Raw genomic sequence first — 23,694 nt, 5'->3', positions numbered from 1 at the left:
CCCTCTCAAAAATAAGGTGGCGTGTTACAACTGCTCTAGCAGAGTCTTAACCAGTAAGAATGGGAGAGCACCAATAGAGATGAAAGCAAAAAGGAATCCTTGTACAAAGCTTTTTAGCAGTTTCACAAAAATCACTCCGATCTTCAATCTCGAATTTGTGGTGTCCCCCCATTGTACTCTTATTGACCCGCGGTTACCTGAAGCATAGATTAATTTTCGCTTAAAATGATGAAGAAATTGGTGAAAACATTGATGATTTTGGGCAATTTCATTGTGTTGAGTTCACTCGAGTTAGTCGGTTTTATCGACTAACTCGGGGTGGAGGACCTTGAGTTCACTCGAGTTAGTCGGTTTTGTCGACTAACTCAGGGTGGAGGACCTCGTGTTCACTCGAGTTAGTCGGTTTTGTCGACTAACTCGGGGTGGAGGACCTCGTGTTCACTCGAGTTAGTCGGTTTGATCGACTAACTCGGGGTGGAGGACCTTGAATTCACTCGAGTTAGTCGGTTTTGTCGACTAACTCCAGATTAAGCGCCCCTCCATGTCGTTGACACCGACGACAAAAAACGCTTATCCCTACAAATCCCACGAGTGGATTTCATAGTAGATAAGCGTTGTCGATCATACCTAGCACATTTTAGTTCTGCATCACAAAATCACGATCAATCTTCACATTCTCGTCATCAAACACGCGTAGAATTTGATACTTCGTGTTCCGCTGCGCAGGAATTTTGCCTGCTTGACGGATGATGTCCAGCGTCGAGGACACGTTGACCTTGTGCGTGGTGCCCGCCGCGGACACAACGTTCTCTTCGATCATGGTGCTGCCGAAGTCGTTACAGCCATAGCTCAGCGTCTGCTTACCAACCTCTGGTCCCATTGTGACCCATGAGGATTGGAAGTTCGGCACGTTGTCCAGCATAATGCGGCTGATTGCCAATGTTTTCAAGTACTCTTCAGGCGTAACTTTCTCCGCCTTCATATTTGTGTTGTCCGGTTGGAACGTCCACGGAATGAATGCCAGGAAGCCTGGTGTGTTCAGCTTCTGCAGCAGTACATCGTCTTGCGCATCGCGGATACGCAGCATATGTAGCGCACGCTCTTCCATGGATTCGCCGAAGCCTATAACCATCGTACCCGTCGTGTGCATGCCAAGCTTGTGCGCCGTCTGCATGACATCCATCCAATCGCGCCAAGAGCCTTTCAGCTTGGAAATCTTGCGACGCGTACGGTCATCCAGGATTTCTGCTCCGCCGCCTGGCAAGGAATCAAGTCCCGCTTCATGCAATTGCCGAACGATTTCCTGAAGCGATAGCCCGTCGGAAACATCTTTCATTTTCATAATTTCAGCAGGTGAAAAGGAGTGCATCGTGATATCGAAACGCTTCTTAATTTCGCGTAAAATATTCGTATAATAACTGAATGGCAGATTCGGATTCGTACCGCCTTGCATAAGAATCTCCGTTCCATCCACATCTAAGGTCTCCTGAATCTTTTGGAAGATTGTTTCATCCGGCAATACATAACCTTCCTTGGAACCAGGTGGTCTGTAGAAAGCACAGAATCGACAATACACATCACAAATGTTCGTGTAATTGATATTCCGCCCAATCACGAAGGTCGTGATCGGATCTGGGTGCCATTTTTTCATAATCTGATTAGCCGTGTCACCAATTTTCTCTATTTGATCGGATTCGAACAGCGTAATACATTCTTCTACATCAATTCGTCCGCCTGCTTGTGCTTTATTTAAAATGCGATCGATCGGTTTCATTGCAACTCACTCCTTTACTTTCTGAAGGCTCGTATCCATTAATCGTACCATACTCATGCCAAAAAAGCAGCACAGGGCTGCTTTTTCCAGTCGTTATTCCTATCTAAATATGAATAATTTCTGAATACCACGGCACTTAACCGCGTAAAGCTTGTTCAAGATCTTCAATGATGTCTTCGATATCTTCCAGCCCCACCGAATATCTCACGAGACCATCTGTAATGCCGCGCAATAAACGTACTTCTTTCGGCATAGCAGCATGTGACATCATGGCCGGATAAGACAAGATACTCTCTACAGCACCCAAGCTCACCGCTACGAGTGGGATTTTAACTTTACTTAGCAACTTCTTCGCTTTCTCACCAGAGCCGACATCAAATGAGACGACAGCTCCATAACCAAGCGATTGCTTCTCATGAATTTCTCTACCTGGATGGTTAGGCAGACCTGGGTAGTAAACCACGTCGATATCCGGCTGCTCAGTCAGCCATTGTGCTAATCTGCGAGCGCCTTTCTCGGACATTTCCATACGGGCTTGCAACGTCTTCATACCGCGAATGAGCAGCCATGAATCTTGAATGCCGAGCACGTTCCCCATACCATTTTGAATTTGCTTCATGCGACGACCGAGGCTGTCATTTGCTACAACAGCTAGTCCAGCTAACACATCACTGTGACCGCCAAGGAATTTCGTTGCACTATGCAGCACGATGTCAATGCCTAGCTCAATGGGACGTTGATGATAAGGTGTCATGAACGTATTATCCAGCATCGTCAGCAAGTCATGTTCTTTGGCAAAAGCTGCAATCTCCCCAATGTCCGTAATGCGAAGCGTTGGATTCGAAGGCGTCTCAATGAATACGGCTCTCGTATTGGAACGTAGAGCTGCTCTTACCTCAGCGATGTTCGTCATATCTACAAACGTAGATTCCACGCCCATGCGGTTCATAATCGTAGTCAGCAAACGGTAGGTACCGCCGTACACGTCTTCCGTACAAATGACATGATCACCCTGCGACAACAACATCAACGCAGAGGAGATTGCTGCCATCCCAGAGGCAAAAGCAAATCCACGCGTACCGCCTTCTAGCAATGCGATGTAATCCTCTAATGCTTGACGCGTCGGGTTACCAGACCGTGTGTAGTCATACTCTTGGTTCGCTTCCAAATCAGCCTGATGAAAGGTTGAAGCCTGATACAGAGGCACGCTGGATGCCCCTGTCGCCTCATCAATTTCTGCGCCAAAATGGATCAGTCTTGTGGCAAATTTGCCATGTGCTTTGCGTTTTTCTTTGTCCGAAGATGAATGGCTCATGATTGTGAAGCTCCTTCCAACTCGGCTTGCGCTGCATCTAGAGCATTGGACAAATCCGCGATCAGATCATCAATATGCTCGATCCCAACAGAGAAGCGAAGCAGGCGGTCATCGACACCAATTTGCTCTCTAATTTCAAGCGGAATATCCGCATGTGTTTGTACAGCTGGGTAGGTCATCAAGGATTCGACCCCGCCTAAGCTTTCTGCGAAGGCAATTAGCTTAATATGACGAAGAATCGGTTCAATTAAGCGCGCATCCTTCACCTTGAAGGAGAATATCCCTGTGTTGCCGCTGGATTGTTTGTTCTGAATCTCATATCCTGGGTGTGATTCAAGCGCTGGATAGTACACGTTTGAGATCAACTCGTGCTGGAGCAAGAAATTGGCAATCGCTGTAGCATTCTGTTCATGACGCTCCATACGCAGAGCGAGTGTTTTCATTCCTCTCATCAGAAGCCAGCTGTCTTGCGGTCCAAGCACAGCACCGATGGAGTTATGAAGAATAGCCATTTGCTCCGTAAGCTCTTTCCCTTTTGTAACAATCAGACCCGCTAGTACGTCATTGTGCCCACCCAGATATTTGGTCGCACTATGGATAACGATATCGGCCCCAAGCTCAATTGGGCGTTGTAGATACGGTGTAAGCAACGTGTTATCAACGATGGAGACGATGCCCTTTTTACGGGCCCACGTACATACAAGTTCAAGATCCGTGATCATCATCAAAGGATTCGTTGGTGTTTCAATAACAAGACCCTTCGTATTGGACTGATACGCCCCTTCGAGTGCATCCAAATCATTCGTATCTACATAAGTAGCCGTTACACCAAAACGGGACATAATTCTTTCAAGCAAACGATACGTACCCCCATATAAATCTAAGGAAACAATCAAGTGATCCCCTTGGCTGAAATAGGCGAAAATCGTTTGCAATGCCGCCATGCCTGAGGAACATGCAAAGCCTGCATCTCCGGACTCTAGCTGAGCAATAGCGTCTTCTAGTACTTTACGCGTTGGACTTTTGGTACGCGCATAATCAAATCCAGTGCTCTGCCCAAGCTTAGGGTGGCGAAACGCAGTTGATTGATATATAGGAAAGCTAACAGCACCTGTAACAGGTTCTTCAATAGAGCCAATTTGAGCGAGACGACTTTCGATTTTCAACAAGGGAATTCCTCCTCAGGATGTGGGTGCGATTATTTTTACAATTGCGAACTTGCCCAGCTTTCATTAATGTTGACTGTCAATTCAAAAGGTGTTTCTTGATATACATAATAGTTCAGCCAGTTTGAGAACAGCAAATTCGCATGTGCTCTCCAAGTGTTGTAAGGCAGTCTGCTCGGATCGTTATTCGGGTAATAATTGTTCGGGATATCGATCGGCAGCCCTTTGGCTACATCGCGGTCATACTCCCATTTCAAGGAACAAGCATCATATTCCGAATGTCCTGTTACAAAAATATGCTTGCCATCGCGCGTTGCGACGATATATACACCTGACTCATCGGATTCTGATAAAATTTCTAAATCCGGACATCGCTCGATATCTTCACGATTAATATCGGTGTGACGTGATTGCGGTACGTTGAATACTTCATCAAAGCCGCGCAACAGCTTCGTGTTGGGAACACTCACTGTATGTGGGAATACACCAAATGTCTTCTTCTCAAGCGCATATTTTCTTACGCCGAAATGATGGTATAAGCCTGCTTGAGCGGCCCAGCAAATATGCAGGGTGGAAGTCACATTGCGCTTGCTCCATTCAAGAATCTGCGTTAGCTCTTCCCAGTAATTCACATCTTCGAAATCCATTTGTTCCACGGGCGCACCGGTAATAATCATACCATCAAGCTTATCGTCTTTAATATCATCAAACGTTTTGTAAAACATATCTAAATGTTCGAGGGACGTATTTTTTGAAGTGTGCGTTTTCGGATGTAGCAACACGAACTCCACTTGCAGCGGCGTGTTCCCGATCAAGCGCAACAGCTGCGTCTCTGTCGTTTCTTTGGTCGGCATTAAGTTAAGCAGGGCAATGCGAAGTGGACGTATATCCTGGTGATACGCGACAGATTCGTCCATGGTGAAGATGTTCTCTTGGTTTAAAATTTCTTTGGCAGGCAGGTTGTCAGGAATCTTGATCGGCATCCTGTTCACTCCTCTTCTTTAATTTAGGTTAAGTTCTTCGAAAATCTATGAGAAATGCAAAAATGACCCTCTCTGGAATCAGAGAAAGGCCATGAAAAATCAAAGTCAATGTCCTTCTCTTATCTCCCAGATTCGCTATAAATAGCGTTTCCGCAAGAATTAGCACCGTGCTCCCCTTTTTGCAAAGGTTTGTCGGTTGCCGGGTGTCATAGGGCTAGTCCCTCCACCTACTCTTGATAAGAAAATAAAACGTATGCGATTAGCATTATCATACTATAAATTAAACGAATGTCAAGATGGTTAACTTGTACGATTTCAATGATCGTAAGAAATTAGTAAATGTAGCCAACCCGCCTTAAAAATGATACAATTTGTATTGTGGCAAGCTGTTTAAGTTTAGGTACGCAAGGTTATTACTAAGGATTAGCTTTTCATAGCAGATGTTTCTAATCGAATAAGAATTTTTGAAGAAATGAGGGCTACTATGTCAACCCAAACATCGGATAATTTCTCTGCATTCGCCTCCTTACATCGTTATTTCGCCTTAATTGAAACCGACAAACCTACACTAGAGCAAGCCCAAATCGCTGTCTCACAGCTTCACCTCGTTTATGGAGCTGAGAGCGAAGATGATCTGATGAAGCGCGGTGGACCTGAGATTATTCAAATGTATACCGACGTCAAAAATAAGATTTTAAATGCCGCCAAGTAAGTTTTGGCGGTTTATTTTTTTGGCACAGACTTCGCCTATTCTCCATAAGCTAACTTAACGACAATTCCCCTTATTTCATCAAACTTTTTGGCTTGAAACAGGATATATGAACGGGTATACTAGACAAGTATTCGACACGGACGAAAAAGGAGGGCATACGCTTGGACGGAGAACCGAGGAGTAGTACCTGCAAGGCGAATAATCAATTTCAAAGTGTAGGAATGAAGTCGGTTAATCCATCATCCAGAGCATTGCTCTTCTAGATGTACTAACCGGCTGATTCCATTCAAAGGGGTGGGCAGATGAAAACACGGTTGGTTCAAAATGGTATTTTTACGTTAGTTGATGATGTTACTGCTGCACTGACACCGCCTAGCCAAGGCTTTTACTGGATTGATGCGGGGATCGAGGATTTGGAATTACTTCAACCTCTATTCCATTTGCATGATTTGGCCGTAGAAGATTGTCTAAGTGAGGAAGAACAGCGTCCTAAGATTGAATTTTATGATTCCCATTATTTTATTGTTATTAATAGTATTCGTTTCGATGATGAAGAAATTTTCTTACGTGCACTTAATTTATTTCTTAGCAAACATGTCATCATTACTGTAACACGGCAAAAAATTAATGAGCTCCGCGCACTTAAGCCCTTCCTCTGGGAGGAAGAAGTAAACAGTGCCGATCGTTTCTTATATCATTTGGTCGATCTCGTCGTCGATAACTATGTGGCGGTCGGTGACCGAATTGAAGCCAAGATTGAGAAGCTGGAAGAAGATATTCTGATGGCGACGAAGAAGTCACATTTGAATGAGATTATCGGTCTTCGTTCTGAAATTTTATGGTTGAAAAAAGTACTCGTGCCGCAACGTGACGTCATTGGGACGCTCGGTAAAAAAGAGCTCAGATTGATCGATCATCAGCTCCAGAAGTATTTCGGCGACATTTATGAGAATGCCGTCAAAATCGTCGATACATTCGATACGCTGCGCGATCTGATGGGGAACTTACGAGAAGCGTATCAATCCAGCCTCGCGAACCGCGCCAATGATATCATGCGCGTGTTTACCGCGTTGACAACGATCTTCATGCCATTGACCTTCATCACCGGTGTTTTCGGGATGAATTTCGATAATATTCTTGGCTTACATTTAACCAATCATGGGGATGAAATTGTCCTTGCCTTCATGGGTGTACTCGGCATTGCCATGTATATCCTCTTCCGTAAAAAAGAATGGCTATAAAGCGATCATTCGAGTTATTAAATACAGGGTGACTTCAAGCAAAATGCTGAGAGGTCACCTTTTTTGCATCTTGCTCACGTAAGCTTGATTTTGACAAATTTCCGCTTACCGACTTGCAGGATATCGCCATCTACCGGTGCGATTTGCGCATGAATATCAGTCAACTTCTGTTCGTTAAGTTTCACAGCTCCTTGCTCCACACTCCGTCTGGCTTCCCCATTCGATGCTTGCAAGGATAAGCTGACTAACAGCTTGATAATGGACAAGCTTCCTGCTTCCAGATGGCTGCTGTCTAGCTCTACTTCCTCAATGTCATCTGGCAAAGCGCGTTTCTGAAAAACAGTAATAAAATGCTGCTCCGCCTCCTCGGCCGCTTCCACACCATGGTACATCTCCACATACAATTTCGCCAGCCGTAGCTTAGCATCTCTAGGATGGAGCGTACCCGCTTCAAGTCCTTGCTCCAGCTCTTCGATTTCCGCATTCGATAAGGCTGTCGTTAACTCGAAATATTTGAGCATGAGGGTATCGGGAATGGACATGGTTTTACCGAAAATGTCATTCGGATGCTCATCGATACCGATGTAGTTGCGCAGGCTTTTACTCATCTTCTGAACGCCATCCAACCCTTCGAGCAACGGCATTAAGATCGCTACCTGACCTTCTTTGAGCTCATAGGCTCCTTGAAGTGTACGCCCCATCAAAATATTAAAAGTCTGATCGGTTCCCCCCAGCTCAATATCGCTTTCTAAAGAAACTGAGTCGTAGCCTTGCATAAGCGGGTAGAAAAATTCGTGCACATGTATCGGCTGATTCGCCGCATACCGCTTGGCAAAGTCATCTCGTTCCAGCATGCGAGCAACCGTCACTTTACCAGCTAGTCTTAGCACATCATCAAAGCGCAGTTCACCTAACCAAGTCGAGTTATAGTAGAAGGATGTTTTGTTTAGATCCAATACCTTGGCTAGCTGCGTCTGGTACGTCTGCGCGTTATGCTTCACATCTTCCTCTGAAAGCTGTTTACGTGTCTCCGATTTCCCTGTCGGATCGCCTATGCGCCCCGTGAAATCACCGATAATAAGCTGCACCTCATGCCCCAAATCTTGGAACTGACGAAGCTTGTGCAGGACGACCGTATGTCCGATGTGGATATCTGGTGCAGAGGGGTCTAGTCCTAGCTTTACTTTGAGTGGTGTTCCTGTCACAACCGCCTTCATAATCTTCATCTTCAGCGCTTCTTCCGGCACGATTTCCGCTGCCCCGCGTTTGAGAATACGCAATTGATGCTCAACTTGTTGCTGCTGTTCTGAAGTAAGCTTATCCCATGACAACATACGATCCCTCCATTCAATTGGTTAAAAAGAAAACAAAAAGACAACCTCAACGTCCACAAAGGGACGAGAAGGTTGTCTCGCGGTACCACCCTAATTAAAGAGATTGGTTGCACGCCCTACTGGCATGCCACTTCTCTTTCACTTAGAAAATTAACGACAAATTATTTGCCGGGTGCAAGCTACTAATGCTCGGAAGAGCACGTTCCCTCCACCAACTCAGAACTGTAATTCGGACAATATGCTTGCATCGGTTTGCACCTTCCACCGACTCTCTGCAGCAGCGGCATTTCTCCTACTTCGGGCTTCGCCCATGTTCGTCATCGCTTTGACGGATATTAGATTATTGACCATTTAATCATATCCCACAGGTCTTTGTCAATGCACATTAACTAGCGGCTTGGATCGCATTTCTTTCCTTCTCTCTGCGAAAACGTAAGCGAAGCAGACGCAGCCACTCATAGGCACGGTCTAGCTCTTTCCCCTTCAGTTCTTCCGTTCCGATAAGACTCTTGAGAACAGGTTTTAAATAGCGATCACCTTCGGATTCATACGCATTCCACGCTTTAATCTGCTCTTCCTCAGGAATGGAAGTAAGTTCAGCTTCCACGAGGGGATCCATATCGTAGCCCTCACGATCCAAATCTTCTACCCACAACAGTAATTCTCTGCGCGGCATCGTCAGATTGGCCTGAAGATCGGCCAAGCTCCCGCCTCCAGCAACGATTTCTAACAGCTTGCGTTTACTGACTTCACGATCAAGCTCAATACGCAGCTTCTGCTCCTTCTGTGCGAGTAGCCAACCCTCAAACTTCACCGTATCCACATAGTTGGTAACCCAATCCAAGGGAAAACCGTTCGTGGACGAGCATTCGCCAATCCGGCTCAGCAATTGATCAGCGTACTGCGCCGTTTTCTGCTCACCAAACCCGGGAATTTGCTGAAGCTCTTCCTTCGATTGCGGCAAGAACACGGAAATCATCCGTAGGACACGGTTCGTTGCGAGGATATATGGTGCCTTCTTCTCCCGAGCAGCCTGCTCACGGCGCCATGCACGCAGTGATTCAAACACCTCTTCATTCGGATTCTCCTCACAGTAATACGTTAGCATTTGTGTCATTTTCGCTTTACCTGATAGACCTTGCGTAAGATCTAATTCCGTGTGAACTAATGGCCGGAAGCCGCTTCGAATTTTCTCGCGTAAGCCCTGCCGGAACGCAAATAGCATCTCATCCCAGCTAATACCTTGGAACCATTCATCTTGCGCAAGCTTACCAACCAAGTCAGGTTCACTCCAATACACGCTCCAAATTCCTTGTTCCTCGACAATAGAAACCTGTGCGGAAATCACTTGCCCATCCCCCGAATTCTTCTCTAACGTGTTCAAAAATACAATGTTCATCTCTTTCCATGCCTCCAGACGTTTTTATGAAATGTGTGTGAGAAAAACGAAAAAGCACCTCTTCCGCCCGTTAGGCAGAAAAGGTGCTTCCCATTTCCAATATCCAAATCATACCATGTTTGTCAGTTAGGCGCAAGAACCGTTTTGCCACCAGACCCTTATCGGTTATAATAGACCCATACTAGAAAGAGAATGGAGGGCCCTCATGTCTGATTATGACTTTTTATATGATCATCAAGAAGAAACAACAACGCGTTTTGTCTGTTTCGTTGGCAATGCTTTACACCGTTTTGACCTCGCTATCATGACCACTACCCGTTATTATGGCAAGAAGCTGGTCATCGATTTGCAATCGGGCCGCAGCGCTGTGATTGGGCCGGACGATTTGAACGAAGAAGGCTACCTCGAGCATGTCTTTAAGATCAACGAAGAACAAGCTCAAGAGCTTACCGAATTTTTATCCCAAATTATCGGTTCCATACATTTCACGGATATTTAAGGGATTGGCGGGGGACACTGGAAAAAGCATAACCTGAAAAGGAGGCTTATCCATGCCCAAAAAGTCATCACAGCGTAACCATGTAGAAGGATTAGGCTTCCTCTCAGAGGACCGCCTCGCCGCGTACACAGACCTCAAGACCGTAGAATCCCAACGGAACGATATGATCCCCGAGGAGTTCCCCGAAGGGCCGTACGGCACAAGTATGATGTCAGAATCCTTGGGAAAAAGCACCCCTTGGCGAGAGGATCAACGCCCTACCAACCGTTTTGCTTATGAGAATCGTGAGCTGCACGAAGGTATTACAAGGGACTATCCTGGAGCAGATGATGCAATCGGAGAGTCTACTGAGGGCTTGTCCTAAACGAGAAACGCCACGAACACCCCTTTGACGGGTGTTCGTGGCGTTTTTTGTTCACTTCGTTATTTACCAAGCAGTTCCAAGTGTCTGCCGATATGATGACGTAATCCTTCTGCGAAGGTATCTTCTTGATCAGCCAATGTTTGGAAGAATTCGTCCGCAAATGTGCGGCTTCCTTCTTCATTTTTCGCTTGAAGAAGCAGTCCATACGTGATATGCAGCAATTGACGCGCATTGTTTTCTTCCATGTAATCTGGCAGCCCCGCATCAGTTACTTCGTTAAGTGGAGCAATTGCGCTGATATCTGTCGTTACGTGGTAGTACGCTGTTGCCTCGACGAAGTGGTCAAGGGCATATTGGTGCATACGGCGATAGAGCGTAGGATTCACTTTTGCTACAACACGTACCGCTTCAAGCCAATTTGTACCGGCTGTTTTGATGTGGAATAGGCCATTCGTGTATTGTCCAATCAATGGGAATACACTGAATTTATCACTGCCGGAATGGATACTTAGCTTATATTCAAAATGAACAGCAATCGCTGCATGACTAGCTAGCTCACGCTCAAATTGCGCGATATCTCCGATGTAGTCGATCCCTTTTTGGAACTCCCCACAGAAACGTGGCGCCATGCTGAAGATTGTAACACCACGATCACGCAATTCATTGGCTACCAAGTAATGTGCCTCAGGGGAAGTTGGTGTCGCTGTTTCATCAATGGAAATTTCGAAATCAACCGCACGATCAAGTGTAACGATATACTTGCGATAGATCGCTTCCATGAAATTAATGGCTGCATCATAAATTAATACATCTTTCTTCAAAGCTTCTGCTGTATAGGCAAGAGTAGCTCCCGGTACATTCGCTGCTGTTTGCAGGTAGCGCTCTTCATAGCGGCTGCGCAAGCTAGCTGGCAGTTGCTCGTATTTCGCTGCGATTTCTGCTTCGCTCAAGGATTCAATCGTATTGTCGATATTCTCGGAGCAATCTAGTGTCAACATCGTAAAACCAAGACGCAACGCGTACTCGATGTCCTCTTCTTTCTTCAAGTGGTCGCCGTCAGCACCGTATCCGTCGGTGTATCCTTCTTGCAGAACCGCATAAGCCGCTGCATCCAATACATCCTCATAGGTACGGCCTGTCAACGCAAGCTCACGAATACTTTGTTGCGCCAAAACAGGACGAATATCTTTACCGCGGATCGTTTGGATATGACCAGGACTTGCGATACCAAGTCGATCGCCTAAACCCATTGTCGCTACTTGTGTTCCGAACGCTTGTGGCGCTGTGTATGGTAAAAATTGATTGATAATCAAGCGATTTTCATGTGTGAGTGGAGCTACTTTCTCGCCGTCTACGATTTCACCTTGCAGCTGGTCAAACAATTCGCCAGAACCCACGATGATTAGTCGTTTCCCCTCTGTTGTGCGTACCATCAGCAATGTTGTATCTCCCACTTGCGTTAGGGAAGACGCATACACTTTAATAACTTCGGATGAGAACTCATTTACTTTTCCTGCGCGTACTGCTTCTATAAGTGCGTTCATGTTCAATTTCCTCCTATTTGTGCAAGCGTTTGCGATTCCATCTATACCTTCATTTTATCGCAAGTTAGGAGCGTTTTCTCTTCATCTATTCCTATTTTCCGCAAAAACTATTCATATTTTTTACTGGTATTTATGATATACTTCAGTTACCTCATTTCCAAACAAGGAGCAGCGCCTATGTCACGTACCGTCACCTTCGGCAATGAAGATGAAGGCCCTTTCTACATCCAGCATATTCATCGCACTGGCCCTTTCGAGAGAACTCAGCACATGCATGATATGTATGAACTCTATTATTTATACGAGGGAGAACGCATGTATTTCATACGCGATCGTTCCTATCTCATTCTTCCAGGAGATTTGGTTCTCATCAATCGACGTGAACTTCATGCCACTTCCGATTCAGATAAACTCGGTCATGCGAGAGTCGTCATTAATTTTAGCGACAGCCTATTGGAAAACACGAAAGAAGCAGCACCTTTCTTACTGGATGCTTTCACGCATGATACGCCTGTATTGCGGCTCGATCTGCCTACTCGGCGACTTGTTGAAGAGATGCTAGGCAAGTTAATTCATGAGGCCAAGGAGCCTGCGATGGGGCAAACTTTTGCCATAACGCACTTTTTAATCGAGTTGTTGTTATTCACGGCACGTTTCGTTCGCATACATCCCGTCACTTCACCCGAGCACGTATCTCCCCTTCACCGGAAAATATCCACGATTGTACGGTTTATAAACGACCATTTCGCTGAACCGATGCGACTTGAGGAGCTTGCAGAACGATTCGAAATCAGCTCTGCTTATTTGAGCCGGATGTTTAAGGAAATCACAGGATTTTCATTGGTTGAATATGTGAATCTCGTTCGTGTACAAGAAGCTCAGAGGCTGCTGGCTACGACGAGGCTCAAAGTCATCGTGATCGCAGAGCAAGTCGGTTTCGGTTCCCTCGTGCAATTCGGACGTGTGTTCCGTCAAATGACAAAAATGACCCCGCTGCGATATCGGCAGTCAGCTGTTTTGACATAGCTAGGCAGAACATAAAAAAGCCCGCATCATGCGGGCTTCTCTTCTAACTAATCTAATCGTTTAATACGGATCATTAAACTTTTATAATCACCACGCAAGCTTACAGCAAGGCCGAGATTCATGAGTGTTGAGCCATGACGGACAAAGGGTTCACCTTCATCTATAGTCACCGCGTAGGCGGCATGAGACACAAGGTCCTGTAGAAGCAAATGCCGCACTTCAGAGCCAAAATGCTGCGATTGCAAGAATGTAAAAACAATGCTCTCATTCCGTTCCGTACTGTTATACTGATAAGCCGCTACATTTGAATCTCGCAATGATGACAGCCGATACAAATCACCATTGAGAATAACAGGCCTAATCTCCTTATATAGCTCCACATATCTCTTCGCTTCATCCAATTCTTCCGTCGACCATTTGCTGATGTTCGCCCCAATGCCTAAACCGCCCATCATTGCGCTATGGAATCGATAGGATAGGGGAAGACTCCTGCCGTTAAAGCCATGTGGTGATTCCGTCACCCAACACATCATGACAGAAGGACTGTAGGCGTAGGAGAACCCCTCCTGAATGGATAAACGGTCGCGGGCATCCGTGTTATCACTAATCCATGCTTGATCGGCATAGCGGAGAATGCCTAGATCAATTCTCGCACCGCCGCCCGCGCAAGTCTCAAATTCCACATGGGGGAAGCGTCCCCTGAGTTCAGACCAAATGTCATACAAGTGATGGACATGTTTGATCCACATAGAGCCATCAGCATCCTGACATGAGGCCATCGTGCCTGGCTCTGTCACGGTTCGGTTCATATCCCATTTGATAAACCGGATATCATACTTTGTAAGTAAGGTCGTCATGAAATGGAGGACAAATTGTTTTACTTCTGGCAGCCCCAAGTTCAACAATAATTGATTGCGCAGCTGCGTACCTTCGCGTGTCGGGAATTGATACACCCATTCCGGATGTGCTCGGAACAAGTCGCTATCCGGATTGACAGACTCCGGCTCGACCCATAACCCGAATTCCATGCCTAGTCCCTTTACGTGGTCGATTAACTCCTCAAGACCGTTGGGGAATTTCTCTGCATTGACATACCAGTCGCCTAAGCCCGCTCGGTCGCTATGGCGCTCGCCGAACCAGCCGTCGTCGACAACAAAACGCTCCACACCTAAACGAGCTGCCTGCTGGGCCAGCTCCTTTTGCCCTTCCACAGTTACAGCGAATTCCGTCGCCTCCCACGAATTGTACAGCACTTTGCGCAGCTTACTTGTGGGCAGCACATAATCATTCTGATACTGGTGCAGATTACGGCTCATCTGACCGAATCCACCAGATGTGAATCCGCCGACAAATACAGGAGAAGCATATACTTCCCCCGGTGCGAGCACAAAGGAGCTGTCAAAATCGTTCACGCCTCCAACAATTCGCACATGCCCGAATGTCGTTTTCTCGGCAACGATTTTCCAGTTTCCGCTCCAACCAAGAGCTCCGAACCAAACGCGCCCCGATGTTTCGTCCGCTTGTCCATTATCAATGGCGAACCATGGATTAGCGTGTGGGCCCGTGAAGCCTCTGCGTGATTCCAGCACCTTTTTCCCTTCGGATAAGACTGTCGATCTTAATTGATATTCACCTGCCCAGCGACCTGTCACATGCGTCATGCGGTAATCAGGCAGAGCCTGTACCGTCCAAACAGCCGCCATGATCTGCTCTATGCGAACGGACTCGTTCAGCCCATTATGCACTTGCACATATCGCTCAATGAGATCATAAGCGGGCAAGACCTTGTAATGAACATCTACAAATAACGGATAGTAGGCATCTGCCATGCGAATTACAATTTCATTTTCGCTTACAATTCGGTAACTTTTATACCCCAACCTCAAGTCCCGTACACCGTCTGCAAACGAAACTTTCAACGCTGGCTCCGCATAATTGCATCCGCCCCATCCTCCATACTCCTCCGTCTCCCGATCGATTTCCGCGTCGAAGGAGCTGTGTAACCTGCCCACCAGTAGATATCCGCACTCCGAAGCCTCAATATGGTCTCCCCAATACAAATGCTGAATCGTACCTTTCTCATTGATCCCAAACACATACGATGATTGAGCGGTGCGAATTTCGAAGATGTTTTCTTTTTCCAAATAGGTTATAGGCACCTCAATTGCCTCCTTGTACTATCCTTTGATCGCGCCAGCGGCAATCCCTTTAATGATGAATCTCTGCATGAACAAGAAAAAAATGATAATCGGAATCATTCCCATAACCGCGTAAGCAAAAGCCAGATTTAAGTCACTGCTGTATTGACCAAAGAAAAAGTACTGCTGCAGTGGAATCGTGCGGTAATTTTTATCTTGTAGGTAGAGTAGTGGAAGTAAGAAATCGTTCCAAATGTACAACACATTAAGTACGAGAACCGTAGCTGTAACCGGTTTGAGCAATGGCATCACAACGCGGATAAAAATACCTGGTGTCGAACAGCCATCTATCCTAGCGGCTTCCTCAATTTCACGCGAAATTCCTTTCACGAAACCTGTGTAAAACAGTACGCCCATCTGCACACCGAAACCGCCGTAGATCAGCGCTAGCCCCCAATGTGAATTTACAAGATGAAATGATTTTCCAATTTGATACAATGGCAGCATAATGACTTGAAAAGGGACCATCATACCCGAGAGGAACAAAATAAAGATAAAGCTATAAAACGGCTTATTTCTACGCGCTATGGCATACCCAGCCAGTGCTGAAGCGAAGATAATCAGCGTAACGGAGATGGCCGTTACAGCTAAGCTGTTTAACAGTGCTGCGGGATACTTGGATGTACTCCACGCATGCGTGTAATTCGCAAAATTCAAGCTTGTCGGAAGCGAATAAAAGGAATCGAAGGTTTGCTTCGCTGTTTTGAGCGACATCAGTAATGCGACATACATCGGAAACACAAACAGAATAGCTAGAATTGCAATCGCAGCGAACGTGCTGTATCGCGTTATTTTCATTACATTTCCACTTCCCGTCTTCTGAAAATGGATAATTGCACAATCGTGACGATGACCAAAATGACGAAGAAAATCATCGATAACGCCATGCCATAACCTGCTTTAAAGGAGTTAAACGCTGTTTTATAGACAAACGTTGTAATGACCTCCGTAGCAAAGCCCGGCCCTCCCTGCGTGGTTACCCAAACGAGATCAAACACTTTGAGTGAACCCGTCAACACGAGCAGCAGATTGATCGTAATCGAGGGCGCAAGCAGCGGTAATGTCACATGCCAGAATGCTCGGCCTACTCCAGCCCCGTCCATTTTCGCACTCTCTACAAGCTCGCTCGGAATTCCCTGTAAACCAGCGATATAGATAATCATAGGTGCTCCCACGCCCTGCCACAGGGCTACAAGAATCAATCCGAACAAAGCATGATCCGGATTACCAAGTGGACTGGTCACATCTAATCCGAATATGGCCAGCAATTTGGGAAAACCTGTGCTGAAATTGTATTTCCAAATAAATGCAGATAATACAACAGAGAGAATGCTCGGCAGGAAGAAAATCGTCCGAAACACGTTCTTAAACTTCAAATAAGAATCCAGAAGCAATGCCAGTAGAAGAGATAGCACATTCACCAGTACCATTAAAATAAATGCATATTTAAACGTATTTCCAAGCGCGGCCCATACATCCGAGTCTTGAAAAGCATGCACGTAATTTTCCCAGCCAATATACGTCAGCTTACGTGAAACACCGTCCCAACTTGTGAAGGAATACCGCGTGCCTATCACAAATGGAATGAGAACTGCTAACGTAAATAACAGAATACCCGGAATAAGGAACAGAACATACCAGAACTCACCACGGATCATTCGTTTCATATTTCCCATAAGTTATTCCCTTTCTCATGAATAAAGGCATAGGCAGAAGCCTATGCCTTTATAACGCTTTCGTTATTTGTGGTTTTTGGCAACCCAGTCATCGAGATCCTTAATGATTTGTTCAGGCGTTGCTTTCTTGAAAAACACCTTTTGAACATATTGTGTAAATTGTGAGTTCCAATCAATTGTCGAGGTAATAAAGGATTGAGAATCATAGGTTAATCCTTTATCAAAATACGGCTTAAGATCATTAACCGCTGGCGCGATGTCTGTTGACGCGCCTTTGACAAAGCTAAGCGAGTTAATATTTTTCACCCAGGCATCTCCGCCTTCTTTGCTGGCCATGAATGAAAGGAATTTCAACGCTGCTTCTTTATTCGCTGATTTGCTGTTCACGGCAAGAGAGGCATCAGGGTTGAATTCAAGCTTATTCAAGCTTTCATCATTGCTGAACGGATACGGGAAGTAGCCAATGCCTGTTTTATACAATTCCGGATTTTTCTTCTGAATATCCGCTAATGGCCATGTACCCATGTACATCATACCAACGTCGCCTTTGGAGAAGAGGTCAACAACACCGTTATAATCGACACCAAGCTGATCCTTGTTACCAAGGTCAAACAACTCTTGTGCATGTGCGATAACCGTTTTGGACGCAGGGTTGTCAGCGAATTTCGCTGTGCCCTTTTCCACTTTGGTGAAGAAGTCCGCTTGTTTCTCGACCAAGACCGTGTTACTCGGCAGATCTCGGCTCAACCACATGGCTAACGTCCAGTTGTCCTTCCAGCCAAGGGCGAAAGGAGTTTTGCCCGCTTCCTTTATTTTTTTGGCTGCAGCAATCATCGCATCGTACGTTCTAGGAACTTGGAGCCCGAGATCACTGAATATTTTCTTGTTATAAAATACGGCAATCGGTGTAGCGTTAACTGGCATAATATAGTTTTTGCCGTCGGTCGCTTGCGCTTTCAGTATGCTCGGATCGAAGTTGGACATGAAATCTTTCCCCGTCAAATCTTCGAGATACCCGCCGTCATGCAGCAGCTTTGTATTGCTTCCTGCATTTAACGTAAATACGTCTACGATGTCGCCGCTAGCTATTTTCGTTTTGAGTAACGTGTAGTAATCATCATATTTAACAGGCTGAACCTCGACCTTAATGTTAGGGTTTTGCTTTTCGAACTGCTCGACGATTTTGGCTACACCGTCCGTGACATCACTTTTGAAATGCATAAAGGAAATTGTTACAGGCTTCTCTACTTTTGCCGTTGCCGTAGCAGCAGGTTTATTCTCGCTGCTTGCAGCTGGCGTTGCCGTACTTGTCGCAGTGCCGTCGCTGCCGCAAGCTGATAATAAAAGGGCCACCATCGTTGCCGAAACACCTGCACTTGCCATCTTTTTCATATCTTTACCCCTCTTCCTCGTTTTCGGTTTAGAACTGTGAGCTCTCGTTCTGAATCCTATCTTACCCGTAGAAAGAAGGAATCGTAATAAAATAAATTGTCGTTCTGATGTTCAAAATTTTGGTATTACGTCTTCGCCGTATACTTCTCTCGGTATTCCGAAGGCGTTTGTCCCGTGAACTTTTTGAATACTTGACTAAAGTAACGTTGATTCTCATAACCCACAAGCTCGGAAATTTCGTTAATTTTATATTCGGACGCATGGAGCAGCTCACAAGATTTTTCCATCCGCTTACGCGTCACATACTCGATAAAATTCTCAGAGGTCACGGATTTAAATTGCTTACTCAGGTAACTTGGATCCAGATGAAAGCGTGTGGCAATGTCGATCAGACTGATGTCTTCAAAATAATACGTATCCAAATAAGCAGCAATCTCGTGTATGGAATGAACAGACGGGGCCGTACCCTTGCTCGCATGATATTCCTCCATAGCATCCGTGAACTGTGCCAGAAAGTGGTTGAACTGACTGTCATCCACGACACTAGTAACCGATCGAGCATCAAAAAGCTGCGGATACGCAAGAGCCATTTCTGTCATTTCAGCAGCGGCTATCTCTGTTAGCTTTTTAAGTGTCCGCTGCCCCTCACGTATGGTCAGTCCACTCCGTTTTTCCGCTTTGTGCAGAAAATTCCGCAGCAGTTCGCGACACTCGCCCCCATTCCCTGCTGCAAGCGCTTGCTGCAGGGTCTTCAGCTCAAATACCGTTAACAACTCCGACCCAGCAGGTGTCGATGATGTTGCTTGTTCTGGAGAGCTCAGCGAGAAACAGGTCGCATGAAGCACATTGTTTCTCAGTTGCTCATTGGCTGTGTCAAAAGCATCCGGCAAACGCTCCAACGTACTGAACAGACCGCTTAAACCAGCGACCACATCTAGCTGCAGCATCTGATTTATCGCGTTATGAAAGGAAGTGAGCAAATCTTGGATCTGTGACTCATCGTAGGCAGAATCAGGTACATACAAACAAAGACTCATTCTGTCGTCTGATTTGTAGATGTACGGAGCAACGTCCTGACCGGTTGAGGTGAGGACTTCGGGCAAGATATTTTCGATGCTGTACATTAACAAATCTGCATTGCCATGAAATTTCATTGTGGAAATGTCATGGAATTTCCGAAACATACAGACTACTAATCTAAAACTGCCTCTAACGCAGGAAAGTGAAAGTTCTTCCGCTTGGGACTGAATATCAGCCACATTCGTGATACGCCGGCTGGTCACATGCCCCAGGAACACCTCTCTGCGGAGTTGCCACATGTCTTGCGTGAATTTCTTTTGCTGCTGCAGTGTCAAATGGTTGTGACTGGCCTCCATGGCCTTCACTAAAGCCCCCTTCAAATCCGACAAGGAGACCGGCTTCAGCACATATTCGCAAGCCTGATAAGTGACTGCAGCTTTCATATATTCATATTGGGAATAGCCGCTAATGACGATCACCTTAATCTCAGCATAGTTCGTGTACAAAGCTTCGAGAAACTGTTGACCGTTCATGACTGGCATGTTCATATCCGTTACAATAATGTGAGGCTTGCTAATCCGAATAAGCTCCAACGCTTCTTCGCCATGCCGCGCTTCTGCAATAACCTCCACATCCAGAACAAGCTCACTAATCATTTTACAAACAGATTTCCTTCCCAACGATTCATCATCCACGACCATTACTTTGTACAAAGCTGTCACCTCCATTATGATTGTAAGGAATTCGGATACGAATCGTCGTCCCGATGCCCATCTCACTCTCGATGTCTAGGCCAAAAGGTGCTCCATAAACCAGTCTTATTCGTTCATGAACGTTCTTGAGCCCGATCGATACACCGTAGAAGACGTCAGACGATTTATTCTCAAACGATGACCGCAGCGCAAGCAGCTTTTCGGTATCAATACCAGGTCCGTTATCTTGGACCGTCAGTACAACGGAATCCGCTTCCCGCCGCACGCTCAAGCCAATCCGAAGAGACTGCTCCTCCTCCCGCTTGCTAAACGCGTGTACAATGACATTCTCTATAATTGGCTGCATGACGAATCGAATAATGGCACAGTCCATCAGATCAGCCGCAACGTCGAACTCAATCTGCAGCGTCTCCTCAAAGCGAAGCTGTTGGATGTACAAGTAGTTATTCACGTGCGCAAGCTCTTGACCTATCGTCGATGCAACATTGCCTTCATAGAAGCTATAACGGAACATATCGCCTAAAGCACGGCACATTTCGTGAATTTCATATTCGTCTATCAGTACAGCCTTCCCACCAATCGTCTGAAGCGTGTTGTATAAAAAATGCGGATTAATCTGCATTTGCAATGCAAGAATCTGCGCTTCTTTATTGCGTAGCTGCATTTCGTATTTGGATTCAATTAGCTCGCGGATTTTATCCGTCATGAAGTTAAAATTACTCGTTAGCTCCGAGATATCATCGCGATAATTGGTATTCTGCTGAAGACTGACATGAAAATTGCCTTTGCGAACAGCTTTCATCGCTTTTCCCAGCAGCTTGATGGGTCGGGTAATGAAATGCTGCGCGAGAATTGAAAGCAGTGAAATACTCAGCATTACGAAAATAAACGCCACAACAGTCGTAAGCAGAATGTTCCTGCGGTTCTGTTCCAGTTCAGGGTTCGGATATATGATCGAAAGCGCAATATTGCCATAATTGAGGTGGGATGTACCGACAAGTAAATCTTTCTTCTTCATAAACTGGATGTCCTTAGGATTATTTTGCGAGTTGAACTCCGGTTTTTCGTATTTCGGTACGATCTCAGCATATTGGCCATTGGTCTGATAAAAGGGCTCGCCGCTGGCATTCTGCAATACGATGACATTCGGTGAATGATTGTTCGCTTCAATCATTTTGCCTAATTCCTTGCTCTGGATATAGAAAATGAGCGTACCGAACTTCGTTCGGTAGAATGGATCATAAATTGGAATTGAATACACGAAGAAATCCTGTTGTAAGGTTGCGTCTTTATACGTAAACATGAGCGCTTGCTGAAATGGCAAATCGAGCATCTCCTTGTAATGAGGAATGCTCTGATCTATTTTGACAGACTCGTAGCTAGCTGCTCTTGACCAAGAATCTTCTAACTTGTTTTCTTTGCCAAAAATCATAATCTTAATAATGTCTTTATTTTTATTTTGAATGAGCAAATTATAATTTTTAATGGATTCTCTGAGCAATATGATGTCGGCATCATTATAATTAGCCCCATGCTCCATGAGATTTAGAATGCGTTCAAAACCATATATTTGCAGAGCAGAAGAAGATATATTGCTAAAATATTGATCTAGATACCCCGATAAATACTCCGCATTCTGGTCTGAGCTTCGGAACATCGAATTTTCCAAAGACTGCGTGCTTGATTTATAAAAAATCATGGAGAGTACCAGCATAGGGATCAAGGAAATCAGGACACTGCTCCAAACAATTTTGGTACGTATGCTCCGATTAATAAATAGCCATCTGATCATGCCATCCCAACTTCCCCTTTTGCTCCAAATAAAATTCCATCGATTATACCACATTGTAACATCTATCCCGCTTCTTACAATTCAACTTTTTGTATTCTTGATGTTCAAATTTTTGGTAATGAAAAACGTTAAACAGGTACCCAGCGTCTAAACACTTCTTGTACGTGTTTAGACGCTGGGTACCTGTTATTAAAACCTCAAGTTACTTTTTATTTTTGTCCAAAATCGTAGTAGCTTCTTTACGGAAAGATGTTGCCGCTTCTTGAACCGTTATTTTCTTGTACATGATTTTCTCAGCGGTATCTTTAAGCAGCTTCTCGATCTCAATGGAACCGACTGGGTTCGGAGGATCCATCGGCGCGCTGTTTTTCTCAGCCCACGCCACGTAGTCAAAAACTTTTATTTCATTTGGGCTTAACAGCGGTTTCAAAGCTTCTTTTACTTTGGATGCTACTGGTACTCCGCGCTCGCCTTTAATGATTTTATTTGCTTCAATATCATTAATCCAGAAATCAATAAATTTAGCGGCTTCTTCTTGTGCTTTGGAACTACTTGAGATGGACCAGTACATACTTGGTTTCAAGAATAACCCTTTGTTTGCATCCGGGCCTGGCATTGGCTGCAGGACAAGCTCACGTTTAGATGCCGTAGCTAGACCAATGAACTGATTAGACCACCCGTTGGATGAAATGGAATTACCCAATGTCAACTCGTCATCTTCGGGTGTGCCTTTCTTTTGCGCAGCTTTATCAAGCGCCAGCACGCTACCAGCGTCATAATATTTCTGAGAGCGATTGAAATAATCAACAAACAGCTTATCGTCGGTATAACCAAGGGCAGTCCCTTCTGCGTTATACATTTTTTGACCAAGTGTACGCAGGTAATAGGGGAAGAATACATCATCTCGGAAGCCGCCCGTGATTTTGCCCGCTGCTTTGGCTTTAGCCGTAATCTCATCCAAATCATTCCATGTCCAGTTCTTCTCAGGAGGCGTAATACCTGCCTTTTTCAACATCTCGAAGTCCATCATGCTGGTTAAAGCATTAACCCCTAAGTTCATAGCAACGAGCTTCCCGCCTACTTGACCGCCTGAAACTGCATTTGGACTTACATCGTCCACGTTAAGAATTTTACTCTTCGTAAAAGGTGTCAAATCCGCTAATTGGTTTCTTCCACCGTATTGTGTCAAATAAGAGATGTCCATTTGTATAATATCTGGCAGTTGATTCGCAGCTGCTTGAGGCGCTAGTTTCTTCCAATAATCATCGAAAGCCGCATATTCAGCTTCAATTTTCACATTCGGATGTGCTTTCTCATACATTTCGATAACTTTCAGCGTATAATCGTGGCGCGCTTGACCGCCCCACCAGGCCATGCGGAGCTTTACTGGATCCTTACTTGTACTGACAGTTGCACTAGGAGTCGTTGTTGTTGTTGGCGCTGTTGTAGCTCCTCCACTTTGGTTACTAGAAGTACCCGAAGAACAAGCGGTTGCTGTGAAAATCATGGATAATGACATGAATGTAACTACTGCCTTTTTCATGGT

At 45.4% G+C, this 23,694-nt stretch carries 19 protein-coding genes, 1 riboswitch and 1 other annotated feature; of the genes, 5 read left to right on the top strand and 14 right to left on the bottom strand.

Annotation, left to right across the window (positions count from 1 at the left end; genetic code table 11):
- Nucleotides 1-637 precede the first annotated feature (637 nt).
- The 4 genes from mqnC to metA all read right to left on the bottom strand — a co-directional run bounded on the left by mqnC (nt 638) and on the right by metA (nt 5,238).
- A complete protein-coding gene (gene mqnC / locus HQN88_RS10810) occupies nt 638-1,774 on the bottom strand; it encodes a cyclic dehypoxanthinyl futalosine synthase (protein ID WP_173110914.1) in 1,137 nt (378 codons plus the stop codon).
- A gap of 136 nt (nt 1,775-1,910) precedes the next feature.
- A complete protein-coding gene (locus HQN88_RS10805; RefSeq protein WP_056609485.1) occupies nt 1,911-3,089 on the bottom strand; it encodes a trans-sulfuration enzyme family protein in 1,179 nt (392 codons plus the stop codon).
- Nucleotides 3,086-4,255 carry an aminotransferase class I/II-fold pyridoxal phosphate-dependent enzyme gene (locus HQN88_RS10800; protein ID WP_274318758.1) on the bottom strand — a complete coding sequence of 390 codons (1,170 nt, stop codon included), beginning with the start codon at nt 4,253-4,255 and terminating at the stop codon, nt 3,086-3,088. The genes HQN88_RS10805 and HQN88_RS10800 overlap by 4 nt, the downstream gene beginning before the upstream one ends.
- Nucleotides 4,256-4,293: 38 nt before the next feature.
- Nucleotides 4,294-5,238 carry a homoserine O-acetyltransferase MetA gene (gene metA, locus HQN88_RS10795; RefSeq protein WP_173110910.1) on the bottom strand — a complete coding sequence of 315 codons (945 nt, stop codon included), beginning with the start codon at nt 5,236-5,238 and terminating at the stop codon, nt 4,294-4,296.
- Between the two features lie 116 nt (nt 5,239-5,354).
- Nucleotides 5,355-5,481, bottom strand: a riboswitch (SAM riboswitch).
- 241 nt (nt 5,482-5,722) lie between these two features.
- Here metA and HQN88_RS10790 point away from each other — a divergent pair.
- Both HQN88_RS10790 and corA read left to right on the top strand, forming a co-directional pair.
- Nucleotides 5,723-5,950, top strand: a complete 228-nt coding sequence (locus HQN88_RS10790; RefSeq protein WP_173110908.1) for a hypothetical protein — start codon at nt 5,723-5,725, stop codon at nt 5,948-5,950.
- A 302-nt stretch (nt 5,951-6,252) separates the two neighbouring features.
- A complete protein-coding gene (gene corA / locus HQN88_RS10785; RefSeq protein WP_173110906.1) occupies nt 6,253-7,191 on the top strand; it encodes a magnesium/cobalt transporter CorA in 939 nt (312 codons plus the stop codon).
- Between the two features lie 74 nt (nt 7,192-7,265).
- Here corA and tyrS read toward each other — a convergent pair whose 3' ends face one another.
- Together tyrS and HQN88_RS10775 are read right to left on the bottom strand one after the other, a co-directional pair.
- Nucleotides 7,266-8,522 (bottom strand): tyrosine--tRNA ligase, encoded by a 1,257-nt coding sequence (gene tyrS / locus HQN88_RS10780; RefSeq protein ID WP_173111589.1) that lies wholly within the window; start codon nt 8,520-8,522, stop codon nt 7,266-7,268.
- A 59-nt stretch (nt 8,523-8,581) separates the two neighbouring features.
- Nucleotides 8,582-8,845, bottom strand: a binding site (T-box leader).
- A 65-nt stretch (nt 8,846-8,910) separates the two neighbouring features.
- Nucleotides 8,911-9,924 carry an HRDC domain-containing protein gene (locus tag HQN88_RS10775; protein ID WP_173110903.1) on the bottom strand — a complete coding sequence of 338 codons (1,014 nt, stop codon included), beginning with the start codon at nt 9,922-9,924 and terminating at the stop codon, nt 8,911-8,913.
- 205 nt (nt 9,925-10,129) lie between these two features.
- Between HQN88_RS10775 and HQN88_RS10770 the strand changes: the two genes are divergently transcribed.
- Together HQN88_RS10770 and HQN88_RS10765 are read left to right on the top strand one after the other, a co-directional pair.
- The gene (locus HQN88_RS10770; RefSeq protein WP_056609472.1) at nt 10,130-10,423 is read left to right on the top strand and encodes a DUF3055 domain-containing protein; all 294 of its coding nucleotides are present in this window, start codon (nt 10,130-10,132) and stop codon (nt 10,421-10,423) included.
- 52 nt (nt 10,424-10,475) lie between these two features.
- Nucleotides 10,476-10,787: a hypothetical protein gene (locus tag HQN88_RS10765; RefSeq protein WP_173110901.1), complete on the top strand. Its 312-nt coding sequence runs from the start codon at nt 10,476-10,478 to the stop codon at nt 10,785-10,787.
- Nucleotides 10,788-10,846: 59 nt separating this feature from the next.
- On the opposite strand, the gene HQN88_RS10760 is transcribed toward HQN88_RS10765, so the two are convergent.
- Nucleotides 10,847-12,331, bottom strand: coding sequence for a tagaturonate epimerase family protein (locus HQN88_RS10760; RefSeq protein ID WP_173110899.1), 1,485 nt, complete (start codon nt 12,329-12,331; stop codon nt 10,847-10,849).
- A gap of 177 nt (nt 12,332-12,508) precedes the next feature.
- Here HQN88_RS10760 and HQN88_RS10755 point away from each other — a divergent pair, with 177 nt between their 5' ends.
- The gene (locus HQN88_RS10755; RefSeq protein WP_173110897.1) at nt 12,509-13,357 is read left to right on the top strand and encodes an AraC family transcriptional regulator; all 849 of its coding nucleotides are present in this window, start codon (nt 12,509-12,511) and stop codon (nt 13,355-13,357) included.
- 47 nt (nt 13,358-13,404) lie between these two features.
- Here HQN88_RS10755 and HQN88_RS10750 read toward each other — a convergent pair whose 3' ends face one another.
- The 7 genes from HQN88_RS10750 to HQN88_RS10720 form a co-directional block, all read right to left on the bottom strand.
- Nucleotides 13,405-15,516 (bottom strand): alpha-galactosidase, encoded by a 2,112-nt coding sequence (locus HQN88_RS10750; protein WP_173110895.1) that lies wholly within the window; start codon nt 15,514-15,516, stop codon nt 13,405-13,407.
- A gap of 18 nt (nt 15,517-15,534) precedes the next feature.
- Nucleotides 15,535-16,353 carry a carbohydrate ABC transporter permease gene (locus HQN88_RS10745; protein WP_173110893.1) on the bottom strand — a complete coding sequence of 273 codons (819 nt, stop codon included), beginning with the start codon at nt 16,351-16,353 and terminating at the stop codon, nt 15,535-15,537.
- On the bottom strand, nt 16,353-17,231 hold the full coding sequence (locus HQN88_RS10740; protein ID WP_173110891.1) for a carbohydrate ABC transporter permease: 879 nt from the start codon (nt 17,229-17,231) through the stop codon (nt 16,353-16,355). The genes HQN88_RS10745 and HQN88_RS10740 overlap by 1 nt, the downstream gene beginning before the upstream one ends.
- Before the next feature lie 63 nt (nt 17,232-17,294).
- Nucleotides 17,295-18,623, bottom strand: coding sequence for an ABC transporter substrate-binding protein (locus HQN88_RS10735; RefSeq protein ID WP_173110889.1), 1,329 nt, complete (start codon nt 18,621-18,623; stop codon nt 17,295-17,297).
- A 125-nt stretch (nt 18,624-18,748) separates the two neighbouring features.
- On the bottom strand, nt 18,749-20,356 hold the full coding sequence (locus HQN88_RS10730) for a response regulator transcription factor (protein ID WP_173110887.1): 1,608 nt from the start codon (nt 20,354-20,356) through the stop codon (nt 18,749-18,751).
- The gene (locus HQN88_RS10725) at nt 20,331-22,148 is read right to left on the bottom strand and encodes a sensor histidine kinase (protein ID WP_173110885.1); all 1,818 of its coding nucleotides are present in this window, start codon (nt 22,146-22,148) and stop codon (nt 20,331-20,333) included. Before HQN88_RS10725 ends, HQN88_RS10730 begins: the two co-directional genes overlap by 26 nt.
- A gap of 202 nt (nt 22,149-22,350) precedes the next feature.
- Nucleotides 22,351-23,691, bottom strand: coding sequence for an ABC transporter substrate-binding protein (locus HQN88_RS10720; protein WP_173110883.1), 1,341 nt, complete (start codon nt 23,689-23,691; stop codon nt 22,351-22,353).
- Nucleotides 23,692-23,694: the final 3 nt, after the last annotated feature.

Origin of the sequence: Paenibacillus qinlingensis, from assembly GCF_013204845.1 — a bacterium.
GTDB lineage: Bacteria > Bacillota > Bacilli > Paenibacillales > NBRC-103111 > Paenibacillus_E > Paenibacillus_E qinlingensis.
Note: the sequence above shows the minus strand (reverse complement) of the source record. Positions and strands in the feature narration are given on the sequence as shown.

Bases quoted from the DNA above. Each gene is read 5' to 3' on its own strand.
- HQN88_RS10790 (WP_173110908.1), top strand. From the start codon at position 5,723: ATGTCAACCCAAACATCGGATAATTTCTCTGCATTCGCCTCCTTACAT.
- HQN88_RS10745 (WP_173110893.1), bottom strand. From the start codon at position 16,353: ATGAAAATAACGCGATACAGCACGTTCGCTGCGATTGCAATTCTAGCT.
- HQN88_RS10760 (WP_173110899.1), bottom strand. From the start codon at position 12,331: ATGAACGCACTTATAGAAGCAGTACGCGCAGGAAAAGTAAATGAGTTC.
- HQN88_RS10735 (WP_173110889.1), bottom strand. From the start codon at position 18,623: ATGAAAAAGATGGCAAGTGCAGGTGTTTCGGCAACGATGGTGGCCCTT.
- HQN88_RS10770 (WP_056609472.1), top strand. From the start codon at position 10,130: ATGTCTGATTATGACTTTTTATATGATCATCAAGAAGAAACAACAACG.
- HQN88_RS10740 (WP_173110891.1), bottom strand. From the start codon at position 17,231: ATGGGAAATATGAAACGAATGATCCGTGGTGAGTTCTGGTATGTTCTG.
- HQN88_RS10755 (WP_173110897.1), top strand. From the start codon at position 12,509: ATGTCACGTACCGTCACCTTCGGCAATGAAGATGAAGGCCCTTTCTAC.
- HQN88_RS10765 (WP_173110901.1), top strand. From the start codon at position 10,476: ATGCCCAAAAAGTCATCACAGCGTAACCATGTAGAAGGATTAGGCTTC.
- HQN88_RS10725 (WP_173110885.1), bottom strand. From the start codon at position 22,148: ATGATCAGATGGCTATTTATTAATCGGAGCATACGTACCAAAATTGTT.
- HQN88_RS10720 (WP_173110883.1), bottom strand. From the start codon at position 23,691: ATGAAAAAGGCAGTAGTTACATTCATGTCATTATCCATGATTTTCACA.
- mqnC (WP_173110914.1), bottom strand. From the start codon at position 1,774: ATGAAACCGATCGATCGCATTTTAAATAAAGCACAAGCAGGCGGACGA.
- corA (WP_173110906.1), top strand. From the start codon at position 6,253: ATGAAAACACGGTTGGTTCAAAATGGTATTTTTACGTTAGTTGATGAT.
- HQN88_RS10775 (WP_173110903.1), bottom strand. From the start codon at position 9,924: ATGAACATTGTATTTTTGAACACGTTAGAGAAGAATTCGGGGGATGGG.
- metA (WP_173110910.1), bottom strand. From the start codon at position 5,238: ATGCCGATCAAGATTCCTGACAACCTGCCTGCCAAAGAAATTTTAAAC.
- HQN88_RS10805 (WP_056609485.1), bottom strand. From the start codon at position 3,089: ATGAGCCATTCATCTTCGGACAAAGAAAAACGCAAAGCACATGGCAAA.